The following is a 13,788-nucleotide window of genomic DNA, read 5'->3' as shown; positions in this document are numbered from 1 at the left end:
GGATTGTGCGGGGATTCGCGTTAACAAACTACCTATGCGCGCTCGCCTGACACGTATCGCGCGTGCAGCAGCGGCTTGCCCAGCCAGTAGCAGAGCTCGGCCGGACCGCTGATGTCCCACACCGCCAGGTCGGCGGCCTTCCCCGCCTCGATCGTCCCCACGTCGGTCAAGCCCAGCGCCTTGGCCGCCACCCGCGTCGCCCCGGCCAGCGCCTCTTCCGGCGTCAGGCGGAACTGCACGCAGGCCAGGTTCAGCGCCGCCGTCATCGAGGCCACCGGCGAGGTGCCAGGATTGCAGTCTGTCGCCACCGCCATGGAAACCCCGTGCTGTCGGAACAGCGCGATGGGCGGCGGCGTGGTCTCGCGCAGCATCAAGAAGGCTCCCGGCAGCAGGACGGCGACCACCCCCGCCTCCGCCATCGCCGTCACGCCCCGCTCGATCGTGTGCTCCACATGGTCCGCCGACAGGGCGCCGTATTTCGCCGCCAGCGCCGCCCCGCCGCCGTCCGACAGCTGGTCCGCGTGCAGCTTGACCGGCAGGCCCAGCGCCCTCGCCTTCTCGAACAGCCGACTGACCTCGTCGGTGGTGAAGGCGATGGGCTCGCAATAGGCGTCGACCATGTCGACCAGGCCCTCGGCGTGGGCGTCCGGCAGGATCCGGTCGATGGCCAGGTCGACATAGGCGCTCCGGTCCGCCTTCAGTTCGGGCGGCACGGCGTGCAGGCCCAGATAGCTGGTGCGCACCCGCACCCCCGCCTCACGCCCGATCCGCCGCGCCACGCGCAGCATGGCCAACTCCGAGTCCCGGTCGAGGCCATAGCCGGACTTGATCTCCACCGTCGTCACGCCCGTGGCCTTCAGGCCTTCCAGTCGCGTCAGGGCCGAGGCGTAGAGCTCATCCTCCGACGCCGCGCGGGTCGCCTTCACCGAGGAGACGATGCCGCCCCCGGCCCGCGCGATCTCCTCATAGGTCGCCCCGCCCAGCCGCTGCTCGAACTCACCCGAGCGGTCGCCGCCGAACACCAGATGCGTATGGCAGTCGATCAGCCCCGGCGTGACCCAGCGCCCGTCCAGCCGCTCCACGACATCCGCCGCCGGCGCCTCCGCCCTCGACCCGACCCAGGCGATCCGGCCGTCCTCGATCAGGATGGCGGCGTCCTCGATGGCCCCGTAGGGCGCGGGCCCGGCCATGGCGGCGACGTGGCAGTCGGTCAGCAGTCTCGTGGTCATCGGGCCTCCGGTCGCGCAGGCGAAAAGCGGGCGACCAGATCATAGGCCTGTCCCGGGAAGGTCTGCCACGCCCAGGTCACGCCCAGCCCGTCGACCCAGGTCCGGCGCTCCAGCTTCAGACAGGCCTCGCCGGACGCCAGGTCCAGCCGCAGCGCCGTCTCCCGATCCGCCGCCACCGCCGCGATCCGGTGCTCGGCCTCGGTCCACGGCGCCCGCTTCAGCAGCCAGCCGCCGGGCGAGATGGTCTCGAAGCCCTCGTCCGCCGCATCCGGTGTCGCCGCCAGGCCGATCAGCCGCCGCTCCACCGCGAACGGCGCCCCGTCGGCCCGGTGCAGACAGGCTACGGCCACCACCCGGTCGCCCAGCCAGGCCTCGTCGTCCGTCGTCGCCCGCTCGGACCGCTCCAGCCGCTCATAGCCGTAGGCCATGCCGCGCGCCGCGATCTCGGCGGCGATGTCGGGAATGTCCAGCACCGCGGAATGCACGGGCGGACGCGCCACCACCGATCCGGCCCGGCGTCGCCGCAGGATCAACCCGCGCGCCGACAGGTCGGTCAGCGCCTTGGACACCGTCATCCGCGCGCAGCCGTATTCCGTCTGAAGCTCGGCCTCGGTCGGCACCCGCGCGCCGGGCGGCCACTCGCCCGACAGGATCCGCCGTTCGATGTCCGCGCCGATGCGGCGATGCAGGGCGCTCATCCGCCCAGCACGGCGTCCAGCGCCCGGCCATAGCGGGCCTCGATGGCGTCGCGGCCCACATGCCGGCCGTTCTCGACCACCACGCGACCGCGCCGCCAGACCGTGCGGATCGCCCGCTTCGGCCCGGCGAAGACCAGGCTGTCCAGCAGGGCGTCATCGCTCCGGCCCGCATAGGCCAGGTCGTCGGTCTCCAGCGTCACGAAGTCCGCCGCCTGGCCGACCGCGATCCCGGTCGTCCCGCCGGTGGCCTGCGCCCCGCCCGCCAACGCGCGCCGGTACAGGGTTCCGCCGGTCGAGGCTTCCTTGTCCGCCAGCACCGCCCGGCCCCGCCGGGTCAGCCGCTGGCTGTACTCCAGCGCCCGCAGCTCGCCCGCCGCATCAATCAGGACGTTGGAGTCCGTTCCCAGGCCGAAGGCGCCGCCTTGGGCGAAGAACTCCACCGCCGGGAAGACGCCATCGCCCAGGTTGGCCTCGGTCACCGGGCACAGGCCCGCAACCGCGCCACTCGCCGCCATCCGCGTCGTCTCGTCAGCGGTCAGATGGGTCGCGTGGATCAGGCACCAGCGCCGGTCCAGCCCGACATTGTCCAGCAGCCACTGCACCGGCCGCGCCCCGGACCAGGCCAGGCAGTCGTCGACCTCCTTGGTCTGCTCCGCCGCATGGATGTGCACCGGCCCGTCGCCGGCCATCGGGATCACCGCCGCGATCTCTTCGGGCGTCACGGCCCGCAGGCTGTGCGGGGCCACGCCGACAACCGCGTCAGGCAGTGCCGAGGCGATCCGCCGGCTTTCGTCCATCAGCTTCGCAAAGCCGTCAATGTCATTGATAAAGCGGCGCTGTCCGTGCGCGGGTAGCGTCCCGCCGAAGCCCGCGTGAGCATAGAAGACCGGCAACAGGGTCAGGCCGATCCCGGTCCCGTCCGCCGCCGCCGCGATCCGCGCCGCCAGTTCGCCGCGGTCGGCGTAGGTCCGGCCGTCCGGGTCGTTGTGCAGATAGTGGAACTCGCCAACGCGGGTGAAGCCGCCCTCCAGCATCTCGGCGAAGGCCAGCGCCGTGATCGCCTCGATCTCCTCCGGCCCGCCCCGGTCGAGGAAGCGGTACATCAGCGCCCGCCACGACCAGAAGTCGTCGCCCTCGGTCGGCCCGCGCTCTTCCGTCAGCCCGGCCATGGCCCGTTGGAAGGCGTGGCTGTGCACGTTCGACAGGCCCGGCAGGACGACGCCCAGGTCGGCCTCGCCCGCGCCCTGCACGGCGTTCGTCTCCACGCCCGAGACCGCCCCGTCCGTGACGGTGATCCTCACATTCGCCGTCCAGCCCTGCGGCAGCAGGGCGCGGCGGAAGAACAGGCTGTGGGCGGCTTGATCCGGCACTGGACAACTCTCCATCGTCGCGAATATGTCTATACATAATCGACGGACTGGCAAGGAGGCGGGAATGACGAACTGGCTGACGGTGACGCCGGGCGACGCGCCCCTGATCGTCGCCTTCCCGCACACCGGCACCGACATCCCCGCGGAGATCGAGGCCCGCATGGTCGACCCCTGGCGGGCCCGCAAGGACGCCGACTGGTGGATCGACCGCCTCTACACTTTCGCGACGGAGCTGGGCGCCACCACGGTCCGCACCGGCATCTCCCGCAGCGTCATCGATGTGAACCGCGACCCGTCGGGCCAGTCGCTCTATCCGGGCATGACCACCACGGGCCTGTGCCCGACCGAGACCTTCGACGGCGAGCCGCTCTACAAGTCGGGTCAGGAGCCCGACGCGGTCGAGATCGAGGCCCGCCGCGCCGAGTTCTTCGATCCCTACCACGCCGCCCTGACCGCCCAGATCGAGCGCCTGTCCAAGGCCGGCCCCGTCGTCCTCTACGACGCCCACTCCATCCGCTCGCACGTGCCGCGCCTGTTCGACGGCGAACTGCCGCAGTTCAACATCGGCGACAACGGCGGCGCCACCTGCGCCCCGGCTCTGACCGCCGCCATCGAAGCCGCTTGCATCGCCTCGGGCGACAGCCATGTGGTCAACGGCCGCTTCAAGGGCGGCTGGACCACGCGCCACTACGGCCAGCCGGCCACGGGCGTGCACGCCATCCAGATGGAGCTGGCCTGCCGGGGTTACGTCGATGAGCCCGCCGTGACCGACGCCACCACCTGGCCCACCCCTTTCGCCAACGACCGCGCCGCGCCCATCCGCGCGACCCTGCGCAACGTCCTCACCGCCGCCCGCGACTTCGCGATCAGCCAGCGAGCCTGACCCCATGAGCACAAACAGCAACGCCCGCATCGTCCGCAGCCCGCGCGGCCCGGAGATGACCGCCAAGACCTGGGCCGCCGAGGCCGCCCTGCGCATGCTCATGAACAACCTCGACCCCGAGGTGGCCGAGCGTCCGGAAGATCTCGTCGTCTACGGCGGCATCGGCAAGGCGGCCCGCAACTGGCAGGCCTTCGACCGCATCGTCGAGGAGCTGCGCAACCTCGAGGCCGACCAGACCCTGCTGGTCCAGTCGGGCAAGCCGGTCGGCGTCTTCCGCACCCACGCCGACGCCCCGCGCGTCCTGATCGCCAACTCCAACCTGGTGCCCAAATGGGCGACCTGGGAGCATTTCAACGAGCTCGATCGCAAGGGGCTCATGATGTACGGCCAGATGACGGCCGGGTCGTGGATCTACATCGGCACCCAGGGCATCGTTCAGGGCACCTATGAGACCTTCATGGAGGCCGGGCGCCAGCACTACGGCGGCGACTGGTCGGGCAAATGGATCCTGACCGCGGGCCTCGGCGGCATGGGCGGCGCCCAGACCCTGGCGGCGACCATGGCGGGCGCCTCCTGCCTCGCCGTCGAGTGTCAACGCAGCCGCATCGAGATGCGCCTGAAGACCCGCTACCTCGACGTCATGGCCGAGACCCTGGACGAGGCCCTGGCCATCATCGAAGACGCCAAAGCGACCGGAAAAGCCATATCTGTCGGTCTCTTGGGCAATGCGGCTGAAGTTCTGCCTGAACTGGTCAAGCGCGGCGTCCGCCCCGACCTGGTCACCGACCAGACCAGCGCCCACGACCTGGTCAACGGCTACCTGCCCATGGGCTGGACCGTCGCCGAGTGGGAGGCCAAGCGCCAGTCCGACCCGGCCAGCGTCGAGGCCGCCGCCCGCCAGTCCTGCGCCGTCCATGTGAAGGCCATGCTCGATTTCGAGGCCATGGGCATCCCGGTCACCGACTACGGCAACAACATCCGCCAGGTCGCCTTCGACGCGGGCGTGGCCAACGCCTTCGACTTCCCCGGCTTCGTCCCCGCCTACATCCGCCCCCTGTTCTGCCGCGGCGTAGGCCCCTTCCGCTGGGCCTCGCTGACCGGCGATCCGGAAGACATCCGCAAGACCGACGCGGCGATGAAGAAGCTCTTCCCCGACAACGCCGGCCTGCATCGCTGGCTCGACATGGCGGGCGAGCGCATCGCCTTCCAGGGCCTGCCCGCCCGCATCTGCTGGATCGGTCTGGGCGACCGCCACCGCGCCGGCCTGATGTTCAACGACATGGTCGCCTCGGGCGAGCTCTCGGGCCCCATCGTCATCGGCCGCGACCACCTGGACTCGGGCTCCGTCGCCAGCCCCAACCGCGAGACGGAGTCGATGATGGACGGCTCCGACGCCGTTTCCGACTGGCCTCTGCTCAACGCTCTGCTCAACACCGCCTCGGGCGCCAGCTGGGTCTCCCTGCACCACGGCGGCGGCGTCGGCATGGGCTACAGCCAGCACTCGGGCGTCGTCATCGTCGCCGACGGCACGCCGGAAGCCGCCGCCCGCCTCGAGCGCGTCCTGTGGAACGACCCCGCTACCGGCGTCATGCGCCACGCCGACGCGGGCTATGAGATCGCCAAACAAGCCGCCCGCGACCACGGGCTGAACCTGCCGAGCCTGAAGGCCTGACCATGACCACCATCACCATCGGCGCCGCCCCCCTCAGCCTCGCCCAACTCCGCACGGTCCTGGACGGTCCCGTCACCGTCAGCCTGACGCCCGGCGCCTGGGCCGACGTCGAGAAGAGCGCCGCCGTCGTCGCCGCCATCCTCGCTGAGGGCCGCACTGTATACGGCATCAACACCGGCTTCGGCCTGCTGGCCAACACCAGCATTGCGCCGGAAGACCTTGAAACCCTTCAGAAGAATCTCGTCCTCAGCCACGCCTGCGGCGTCGGCGCCCTGCTGCCGGACGCGGTCACCCGCCTGCTGATGGTGTTGAAGATCGCCAGCCTGTCCAAGGGCGCCTCTGGCGTCCGGCGTGGCACGCTGGAGGCGCTGATCGCCCTGGTGAATGCCGACGTCCTGCCCTGCATCCCGTCCAAGGGTTCGGTCGGCGCCTCGGGCGATCTGGCGCCCCTGGCCCACATGTCCTGCGTCCTGATCGGCGTCGGCGAAGCCCGTCACAACGGCCAGCTCCTGTCGGCGGAAGCCGCCATGACCAAGGTCGGGCTTAAGCCGGTCGTGCTCGGCCCCAAGGAGGGCCTGGCCCTGCTGAACGGCACCCAGTGCTCGACCGCCCTGGCCCTGGCCGGCCTGTTCGCGACCGAGGCCGTCTTCGCCGCCGGGATCGCCGCCGGCGCCCTGTCGGTCGACGCGCTCAAGGGCTCGGACGCGCCGTTCGATCCTCGCATCCACGCCCTGCGCGGCCAGCCCGGCCAGATCGACGTCGCCGCCCGCCTGCGCGCCCTGATCAGCGGCTCGGCCATCCGCGAAAGCCACCGCAGCGACTGCGCCAAGGTGCAGGATCCCTACTCCCTGCGCTGCCAGCCGCAGGTCATGGGCGCGACCCTGGACGTGCTGCGCAACGCCGCCGCCATGCTGGAGCGCGAAGCCAACGCCGTCACCGACAACCCGCTGGTCTTCATCGACGACGGCGACGTCATCTCCGGCGGAAACTTCCACGCCGAGCCCGTCGCCTACGCCGCCGACCAGATCGCCATGGTCCTGTGCGAGATCGGCAATATCTCCGAGCGCCGGACCTCCATCCTCGTCGATCCCAAGATGAGCGACCTGCCCGCCTTCCTGGTCAAGGAAAGCGGCCTGAACTCCGGCTTCATGATCGCCCAGGTCACCGCCGCCGCCCTGGTGGCCGAGAACCGCATGGTCGCCCACCCCTGCGTCATCGACACCGTCCCGACCAGCGCCAACCAGGAAGACCATGTCTCGATGGCCACCCACGGCGCCCGCCGCCTGCTGGAGATGGCCGAGAACACCGCCACCGTCGTCGGCATCGAACTGCTGGCCGCCGCGCAAGGGCTGGAGTTCCACCGCCCCCTGACCAGCTCGCCCGATCTGGAACAGGTCTGGGCCATCGTCCGCGAAGCCGCCGAGCCCTACGTCTCGGACAAATACTTCGCCCCGGACATCGAACGCGCCACCGACGGCGTCCGCGCCGGCCGCTACCGGGCGTTCGCAGCGAACCTGCTGCCCTCGGCGTAAGCTAGACGCCTCTGCCTTCCTTCTCCCGAGGGGAGAAGGAAGCGCTACGTCCAGATTTGACGCACCGACCTGCTAGGTTCCCTCCCCTCGGGTCTTTGACAACCTGCCGGTAGTATCTCGCCCCCTCGCCCCCGCCTCGGGCGAATTTGTGCACTAATGTGCACTCCATTTTTTTCCGAGTGCGCTCTCAGTCCTGCAGCGGCGCCCGCGTCAGCGCCGTCAGATTGGCCGAGCCGGTGCAGAAGCAGACGGTCTTCAGCTGGCGGATCACGGTCTGGAAATGGGCCACGACAGCCTCGGTCGAGATTGTCGCCGCGGTCAGGACGCCCGCCGCCTGACCGACCATGTCGGCCCCCAGCCGGATCGCCCTGGCCGCGTCGACGCCGTCGCGGATCCCGCCTGAACCGATGATCAGGGTCCGGGGACAGGCCGCCCGCGCCTCGGCTATGGCCCGGGCCGTGGGAATGCCCCAGTCGCCGAAGGCGGCGGCGTGGGCCTTGTCCGCTGGGTTTTCCGCCCGCTCGCCCTCGACCAGGGCCCAGTTCGAGCCGCCCGCCCCGGCCACGTCCAGCGCCGCCACGCCCATGGCCGCCAGCCGCCGGCACGTCGCCGCCGACAGGCCCGCGCCGGTCTCCTTGACCACCACCGGGAAGTCCACCGTCCGGATGAGGGCCTCCAGCGCCGCGCCCACGCCCCACCAGTCCCGGTCGCCCTCCGGCTGACAGGCCTCCTGCAGGGGGTTCAGGTGCACGATCAGGGCGTCGGCGGCGACCATGTCCACGATCCGCCGCGCCTCGTCCGCGCCGACGCCCCGCGTCAGCTGGGCCGCGCCGATATTGGCCAGGATCGGGGTGTCGGGCGCCTTCAGCCGCAAGGCCATGTCCAGCCCCGGCGCCCCGCCCGCCTCCAGCGCCGCACGCTGCGAGCCGACGGCCAGGGCGATGCCCAGATGCTGCGCGGCCTCGGCCAGCCGGGCGTTGATCGCCTCGGCCCGCGCCGGTCCGCCGGTCATCGAACTGATCAGCAACGGCGCCTTCAGCCGGCGCCCCAGGAAGTCCGCGCCCAGGTCGATCTTGCCGTAGTCCAGGTCGGGCAGCGCCTCGTGCACGAAGCGCACGGCGTCCAGCCCGCTGTCCCGCCCGTGCCGCGCGCGACCGGACAGGATCACATCCAGATGCTGGTCCTTGCGGCTGACGATGTCGGACATGCCGGACCGCTCCGCCGTGGTGCCCTAGGGCTTCTTCTCGACGATCAGGGCGTAGTTGCCGGTCTGGCCCTGCTGGAAGGTGCCGGCCCGCATCTCGTAGGTCCCGTCCTCGGGCGCCGTCCATTCCAGCTTGGCATGGGTGTCGGACAGGCTGTCGTCGTCCGAGGCCAGGCCCTCGAAGGTTCCGCCCTCGTTGTCGCGCCCGATGACCAGATAGCTGTCGACCTCGTTCGACACCATCATGATGACCAGCTTCTCGTCGGCCTTCACCGTCACCCGATAGGCGTCATAGAAGCTGTTGTCGTCAGCGGTGGCGTCGCTTTCGGTCAGCACGCCGTGGGCGCTCGTGCCGACCAGCATGCTGCCCGGCTGCGGCTGCGGACCGCGGTCCTGCAGTTCCAGCGAATACAGGCCCTTGCCGTCAGCCCCCAGCGGCGAGGCGCGCAGCACATAGCGGCCGTCCTCCGGCAGGGTGAAGCTCAGCCGCGAATCCGTGCCCTCGCCCAGACCGTCGTCATCCTGCGCCAGCGCGGTGAACTCGCCCTCGGCGTTGCCGATCTGCAGATAGGTGTCGAAATCGCCCGAGCGCATGATCGCCCGCACGCGCTGGCCCTTGGCGCCGTCAAAGACGAAGGCGTCATAGCCCCGGTCGTCGTTGTCCCGGGAATCGCCCTCGCCGATCTCGCCCTGCAGGGTGGCGCCGAAGGCCAGTGGTTGCGGCGGCTTGTCGGGCTCGACCTCGGTGATCGTCAGGCTGTAGCGCCCGCGCGCGTCGGAGAAGGCGCGCGCCTCGATCACATAGGAGCCGTCGCGCGGCAGGGTGAAGATCAGCCGTGAATTGGTGCCCTCGGGTCCGCCGTCGTCGTCCGTCGCCAGGCTGACCTGGTTCTCATCGAACAGTTCCAGGTAGGTGTCGAAGGTCGTCGAGGTCATGTCGATGCGGATCCGCTGCCCCTCCGTCCCGCTGAACCGGTAGGCGTCGGCGTGCTCCCCGTTGGCGCCCAGGCTGTCGTCGTCGGTCAGTTCGCCACGAACGGTGTCGCCGACCATGATGCCGGTCGCCTGGATCGGCGCCGGCCCCTCGGACAGCGTCAGGCTGTAGGCCCCGGTCGAACCGGCCCTGAGCGGCGTCGCGCGGATCACATAGGTCCCCGCTTCCGGCAGGGTGAAGATCAGGCGCGAGTTCAGGCCGGAGTCCCCGCCGTCGTCGTTCATGCCCAGCTCGGTGAACACCCCGTTCGCGATCCGGCCCACGCGAACCACCGGATCGAAGGCCTCGCTGTCCAGGCCGATCTGGACGCGGTCGCCCTGACCGCCGGTGAAGGCCCAGTCCTCATAGGCGGCGCCGTCGTCGGTCTCCGCGTCGTCATCGCCCAGGTCGCCCTGGACGGTCGCGCCCAGGGTGATCTGGCCCGGCTCCGGCGCGGCCTTGGCGGGCGGGCGCTCGCTCAGGCTCAGGGTGTAGGCGCCGCCTTCCGTTCCCGACAGGGTCCGGGCGCGCAGGACATAGACCCCGTCCTTCGGCGCGGCGAAGCGCAGGCGCGAGTTGGTGCCCTCTCCCAGGCCGTCGTCGTCGCTGGCCAGCGGCACGCCGTCCTCGTCGTCGCCCCGCGGCTGGACCTGAAGGAAGGTGTCGAAGCCCTCGGCGCGCATCACGGCCTCGAACCGCTGACCGGCGGCCGCGGTGATGGCGTAGCTGTCGTACCGGTAGGCGTTGTCAGGGCCGTTGGAGTCGCCGTCGGCGATCTCGCCTTCGACCGTGTCCCCGGGCGCGAGCGGTCGGGCGTCCTGGGCGAAGGCGGGCCCCGCCAGGGCGGCGGCGATCGCCAGGCTGCTGACGGCGGCGAAAATGGTCTGACGGCGCATGCGTATCCCCTGGGAGTCGACAGTGATCATAGACGCCGAACGCGCCCCTCTGTAAATCGCGCGGACCGCACGATTCCTGACGACCGGAGCCGAAACCCATGACGGCCGAACCCACCCGCGCGACCCTGATCGACGGCAAGGCCTTCGCGGCCGGCCTGGTGGACCGCGTCGCCGCGGCCTCCGCCCGGCTGGAAAGCGCCCATGGCGTCAAGCCCGGGCTGGCCGTCGTCATCGTCGGCGAGGACCCCGCCAGCCAGATCTATGTGCGTAACAAGGGCGAGACGACCCAGCGCGCGGGCATGCGGTCCGACACCCATCGCCTGCCGGCTGCGACCTCGCAGACCGACCTGCTGGCCCTGATCGCCGATCTGAACGCCGACGCGGGCATCCACGGCATCCTGGTCCAGTTGCCCCTGCCCGGCCACATCGACAGCGCCGCCGTGCTGGACGCCATCGACCCGGACAAGGATGTGGACGGCTTCCATGTCGTCAACGCCGGCCGGCTGGCCGTCGGCCTCCCCGGGCTGGTCCCTTGCACCCCGCTGGGCTGCATCATGCTGCTGCGGGCCGAACTGGGCGACCTGACGGGCCTGAACGCGGTCGTCGTGGGCCGCTCCAACATCGTCGGCAAGCCGATGGCCCAGCTTCTGCTGGCCGAAAGCTGCACCGTCACCATCGCCCATTCGCGCACCCGCGACCTGCCCGCCCTGTGCCGCACCGCCGACATCGTCGTGGCCGCCGTCGGCCGTCCGGAGATGCTGCGCGGCGACTGGATCAAGCCCGGCGCCACGGTGATCGACGTGGGCATCAACCGCGTGCCCTCGCGCGATCCGGTCAAGGCCGCGGAAGGCAAGACCCGGGTGGTCGGCGACGTCGCCTTCGAGGAGGCCGCCGCGGTCGCCGGACGCATCACCCCGGTCCCCGGCGGCGTGGGCCCTATGACCATCGCCTGCTTGCTGGCCAACACCTATTCGGGCGCCTGCCGCGCCGCGGGTGTGGACGCCGAGTCGCTGGACGCTTGAACCGGAGCCGCTCCGGCCCAATAGTCCTTCTCAACGCAGTCTGAGGAGACGCCCGTGATCCGGATCCCGCCCCGCCTTGCGGCCGTCGCCGCCGTGGTCGTTCTCGCCCCCGCCGTGACCGGCTGCGGCATCAACGCCATCCCGACCAAAGAAGAAGCCGCCAAGGCCCGCTGGGCCGACGTCCAGTCGCAATACCAGCGCCGCATGGACCTGATCCCCAACCTGGTGGCCACCGTCCAGGGCGCGGCGGTGCAGGAACGCACCACCCTGACCCAGGTGATCGACGCCCGCTCGCGCGCCACCAGCGTGCAGGTGACCCCCGAGACCCTGAATGATCCGCAGGCCTTCCAGCGCTTCCAGGCCGCCCAGGGCGAGCTGTCCCAGGCCCTGTCCCGCCTGCTGATGGTGACGGAAAACTATCCCCAGCTTCAGTCGAACCAGAATTTCCTGGCCCTGCAGTCGCAGTTGGAAGGCACCGAGAACCGCATCGCCGTCGCCCGGCGCGACTACAATGAGGCCGTTCGCGACTACAACACCTCGCTGCGGACCTTCCCGACGGTGATCTGGGCCAAGACCATCCACGGCGGTTCGCAGCCGATGCAGGCCTTCAGCGCCACCGAGGCCGCCCAGTCCGCGCCCGGCGTCAGTTTCGACGCCCTCAACCCCGCCGCCCCCGCGCCTTCGGCGGCGCCGGGCTCCGCACCGCCGGCCGCGCCCGCCCGGTGATCCCGCGAGGTCTTGAGGGACTGACCGCCCGCACGGTCGCGCTCGTCGCGGTCCTGCTGGCCGCCGTCTGGCTGGCGGCGAGCCCGGTCTCGGCGCAGGGCGGGCCACGCTTCCCGCCCCTGACGGGCCGGGTCGTCGACGGCGCCGACCTCATCTCGCCCGCGACCGAGGCCGCGCTGACGACCAAGCTGGAGGCGCTGGAGCGCGACACCACCGATCAGGTGGTGGTCGTCACCGTGCCGAACCTTCAGGACTACCCCATCGAGGACTACGGTTATCAGCTGGGCCGCGCCTGGGGCATCGGCCAGTCGGGCAAGAACAACGGCGTCCTGCTGATCATCGCCCGCGACGAGCGCAAAGTCCGGATCGAGGTCGGCTACGGCCTCGAGCCGGTGCTGACCGACGCCCTTTCGGCCCTGATCATTCACAACGACATCCTGCCCGCCCTGCGCGAAGGCTCCTACGATCGGGGCGTCACTGCGGGCGTGGACGCCATCGACGCCCAGTTGCGGCTCGATCCCGCCGAGGCGCAGGCCCGCGCGGCGGTCGCTGAACGGCCCAAATCCAGCCTGCCGATCGGCCCCGCCGTCCTGATCGCCGTGGTCTTCCTGTTCCTGCTGCTCGGCCTGCTGGGCGGCGCGTCGGGCCGGGGCCGGCGGCGCAGCAGCGGTCTGGGCCCGATCCTGATCTGGGCCGCCAGCGAAGCCATGCGCAACAGCGGGCGCGGCGGCGGCGGAGGTTGGGGCGGCGGCGGTGGCGGAGGCGGCGGTTTCGGCGGCGGCGGCGGGAGCTTCGGCGGCGGAGGGGCCTCGGGCGGATGGTGATGCAAGCGACCCCTGAAGCCCACGCCCGCATCGCCGCGGCCATCGCGGCCGCCGAGCGGACCACCTCGGGCGAAATCTTCTGCGTGCTGGCCAGACAGGTCTCGTCCTACCGCGACGTCTCCTTCGGCTGGGCCGCCGCGGCGGCCTTGCTCCTGCCGCTCGGCCTGATCCCACTGGGCTTCGAGCCTGACTGGATTCCAGGCCTGACCGACAGCTGGGAGGCCGCCCATCTGGCCGCCCGCGAGGCCAACATCGGTCACGCCTTGACCGCCTACGCCCTGATCCAGGCGGCGATCTTCCTCGCCGTCTTCCTGCTGACGTCGCTGCCCGTCGTGCGCCGCTGGGTCACCCCGCGCAGCGTGCGCCGCGCCCGGGTGCGCAAGGCGGCGATGCAGCAGTTCCTCGCCCACGGCCTGCACGTGACCGAGGCGCGCACCGGCGTTCTGCTGTTCGCCTCGATGGCGGACCATCAGGTCGAGGTCATCGCCGATCAGGGCATCCACTCCAAGGTCGACCAGACCGTCTGGGCGGACGCCGTCGAGGCCCTGGCCCGGGGACTGAGGCGTCGTGATCCGGCGGCCGGGTTCGAGGCCGCCGTCGGCCTGTGCGGAGCCGTGCTGGCCGAGCATTTCCCGCCGTCGCCCCGCGACCGCAATGAAATCGAGGACAAGCTGGTCATCATCTGAGCGGGCGGCGCCCCTTTGGAGTCGCATTCAGGGCGGAAATGCCCTAGCTCGCCCGCGAAGCCGCCCGGACCGT

General features: G+C 70.9%; 12 protein-coding genes. 7 read left to right on the top strand and 5 right to left on the bottom strand.

Features of this window, described 5'->3' with window-relative positions; genetic code table 11:
• Window positions 1–32: 32 nt before the first annotated feature.
• The 3 genes from hutI to AC1RRF_RS04340 are packed head-to-tail and all read right to left on the bottom strand — an operon-like array spanning window position 33 to window position 3,312.
• Window positions 33–1,229 carry an imidazolonepropionase gene (gene hutI, locus AC1RRF_RS04350; RefSeq protein ID WP_492833149.1) on the bottom strand — a complete coding sequence of 399 codons (1,197 nt, stop codon included), beginning with the start codon at window positions 1,227–1,229 and terminating at the stop codon, window positions 33–35.
• Entirely contained in the window at window positions 1,226–1,927 is a 702-nt protein-coding gene (gene hutC / locus AC1RRF_RS04345; protein ID WP_492833147.1) for a histidine utilization transcriptional repressor HutC, read from the bottom strand. Before hutC ends, hutI begins: the two co-directional genes overlap by 4 nt.
• Complete coding sequence (locus AC1RRF_RS04340; protein WP_492833145.1) at window positions 1,924–3,312, bottom strand: formimidoylglutamate deiminase; 1,389 nt, start codon at window positions 3,310–3,312, stop codon at window positions 1,924–1,926. Before AC1RRF_RS04340 ends, hutC begins: the two co-directional genes overlap by 4 nt.
• A gap of 49 nt (window positions 3,313–3,361) precedes the next feature.
• On the opposite strand from AC1RRF_RS04340, the gene hutG reads away from it, so the two are divergent.
• Genes hutG through hutH form a run of 3 tightly spaced genes read left to right on the top strand, consistent with a single transcriptional unit; the run spans window position 3,362 to window position 7,384 of the window.
• Window positions 3,362–4,180, top strand: coding sequence for an N-formylglutamate deformylase (hutG, locus tag AC1RRF_RS04335; protein ID WP_492833143.1), 819 nt, complete (start codon window positions 3,362–3,364; stop codon window positions 4,178–4,180).
• 4 nt (window positions 4,181–4,184) lie between these two features.
• Complete coding sequence (hutU, locus tag AC1RRF_RS04330; protein WP_492833141.1) at window positions 4,185–5,852, top strand: urocanate hydratase; 1,668 nt, start codon at window positions 4,185–4,187, stop codon at window positions 5,850–5,852.
• 2 nt (window positions 5,853–5,854) lie between these two features.
• Entirely contained in the window at window positions 5,855–7,384 is a 1,530-nt protein-coding gene (gene hutH, locus AC1RRF_RS04325; RefSeq protein WP_492833139.1) for a histidine ammonia-lyase, read from the top strand.
• 187 nt (window positions 7,385–7,571) lie between these two features.
• On the opposite strand, the gene fni is transcribed toward hutH, so the two are convergent.
• A complete protein-coding gene (fni, locus tag AC1RRF_RS04320; RefSeq protein ID WP_492833137.1) occupies window positions 7,572–8,591 on the bottom strand; it encodes a type 2 isopentenyl-diphosphate Delta-isomerase in 1,020 nt (339 codons plus the stop codon).
• A 24-nt stretch (window positions 8,592–8,615) separates the two neighbouring features.
• Window positions 8,616–10,457 carry a PPC domain-containing protein gene (locus AC1RRF_RS04315; protein ID WP_492833135.1) on the bottom strand — a complete coding sequence of 614 codons (1,842 nt, stop codon included), beginning with the start codon at window positions 10,455–10,457 and terminating at the stop codon, window positions 8,616–8,618.
• Window positions 10,458–10,555: 98 nt separating this feature from the next.
• On the opposite strand from AC1RRF_RS04315, the gene folD reads away from it, so the two are divergent.
• The 4 genes from folD to AC1RRF_RS04295 are packed head-to-tail and all read left to right on the top strand — an operon-like array spanning window position 10,556 to window position 13,715.
• The gene (gene folD / locus AC1RRF_RS04310) at window positions 10,556–11,479 is read left to right on the top strand and encodes a bifunctional methylenetetrahydrofolate dehydrogenase/methenyltetrahydrofolate cyclohydrolase FolD (RefSeq protein WP_492833133.1); all 924 of its coding nucleotides are present in this window, start codon (window positions 10,556–10,558) and stop codon (window positions 11,477–11,479) included.
• 57 nt (window positions 11,480–11,536) lie between these two features.
• Complete coding sequence (locus AC1RRF_RS04305) at window positions 11,537–12,205, top strand: LemA family protein (protein WP_492834138.1); 669 nt, start codon at window positions 11,537–11,539, stop codon at window positions 12,203–12,205.
• Window positions 12,202–13,029, top strand: coding sequence for a TPM domain-containing protein (locus tag AC1RRF_RS04300; RefSeq protein ID WP_492833131.1), 828 nt, complete (start codon window positions 12,202–12,204; stop codon window positions 13,027–13,029). The genes AC1RRF_RS04305 and AC1RRF_RS04300 overlap by 4 nt, the downstream gene beginning before the upstream one ends.
• Entirely contained in the window at window positions 13,029–13,715 is a 687-nt protein-coding gene (locus tag AC1RRF_RS04295; RefSeq protein ID WP_492833129.1) for a TPM domain-containing protein, read from the top strand. Before AC1RRF_RS04300 ends, AC1RRF_RS04295 begins: the two co-directional genes overlap by 1 nt.
• Window positions 13,716–13,788: the final 73 nt, after the last annotated feature.

The organism is Brevundimonas sp. GW821-FHT12C05, assembly GCF_058807475.1.
This window is presented reverse-complemented; position numbering and strand designations above follow the sequence as displayed.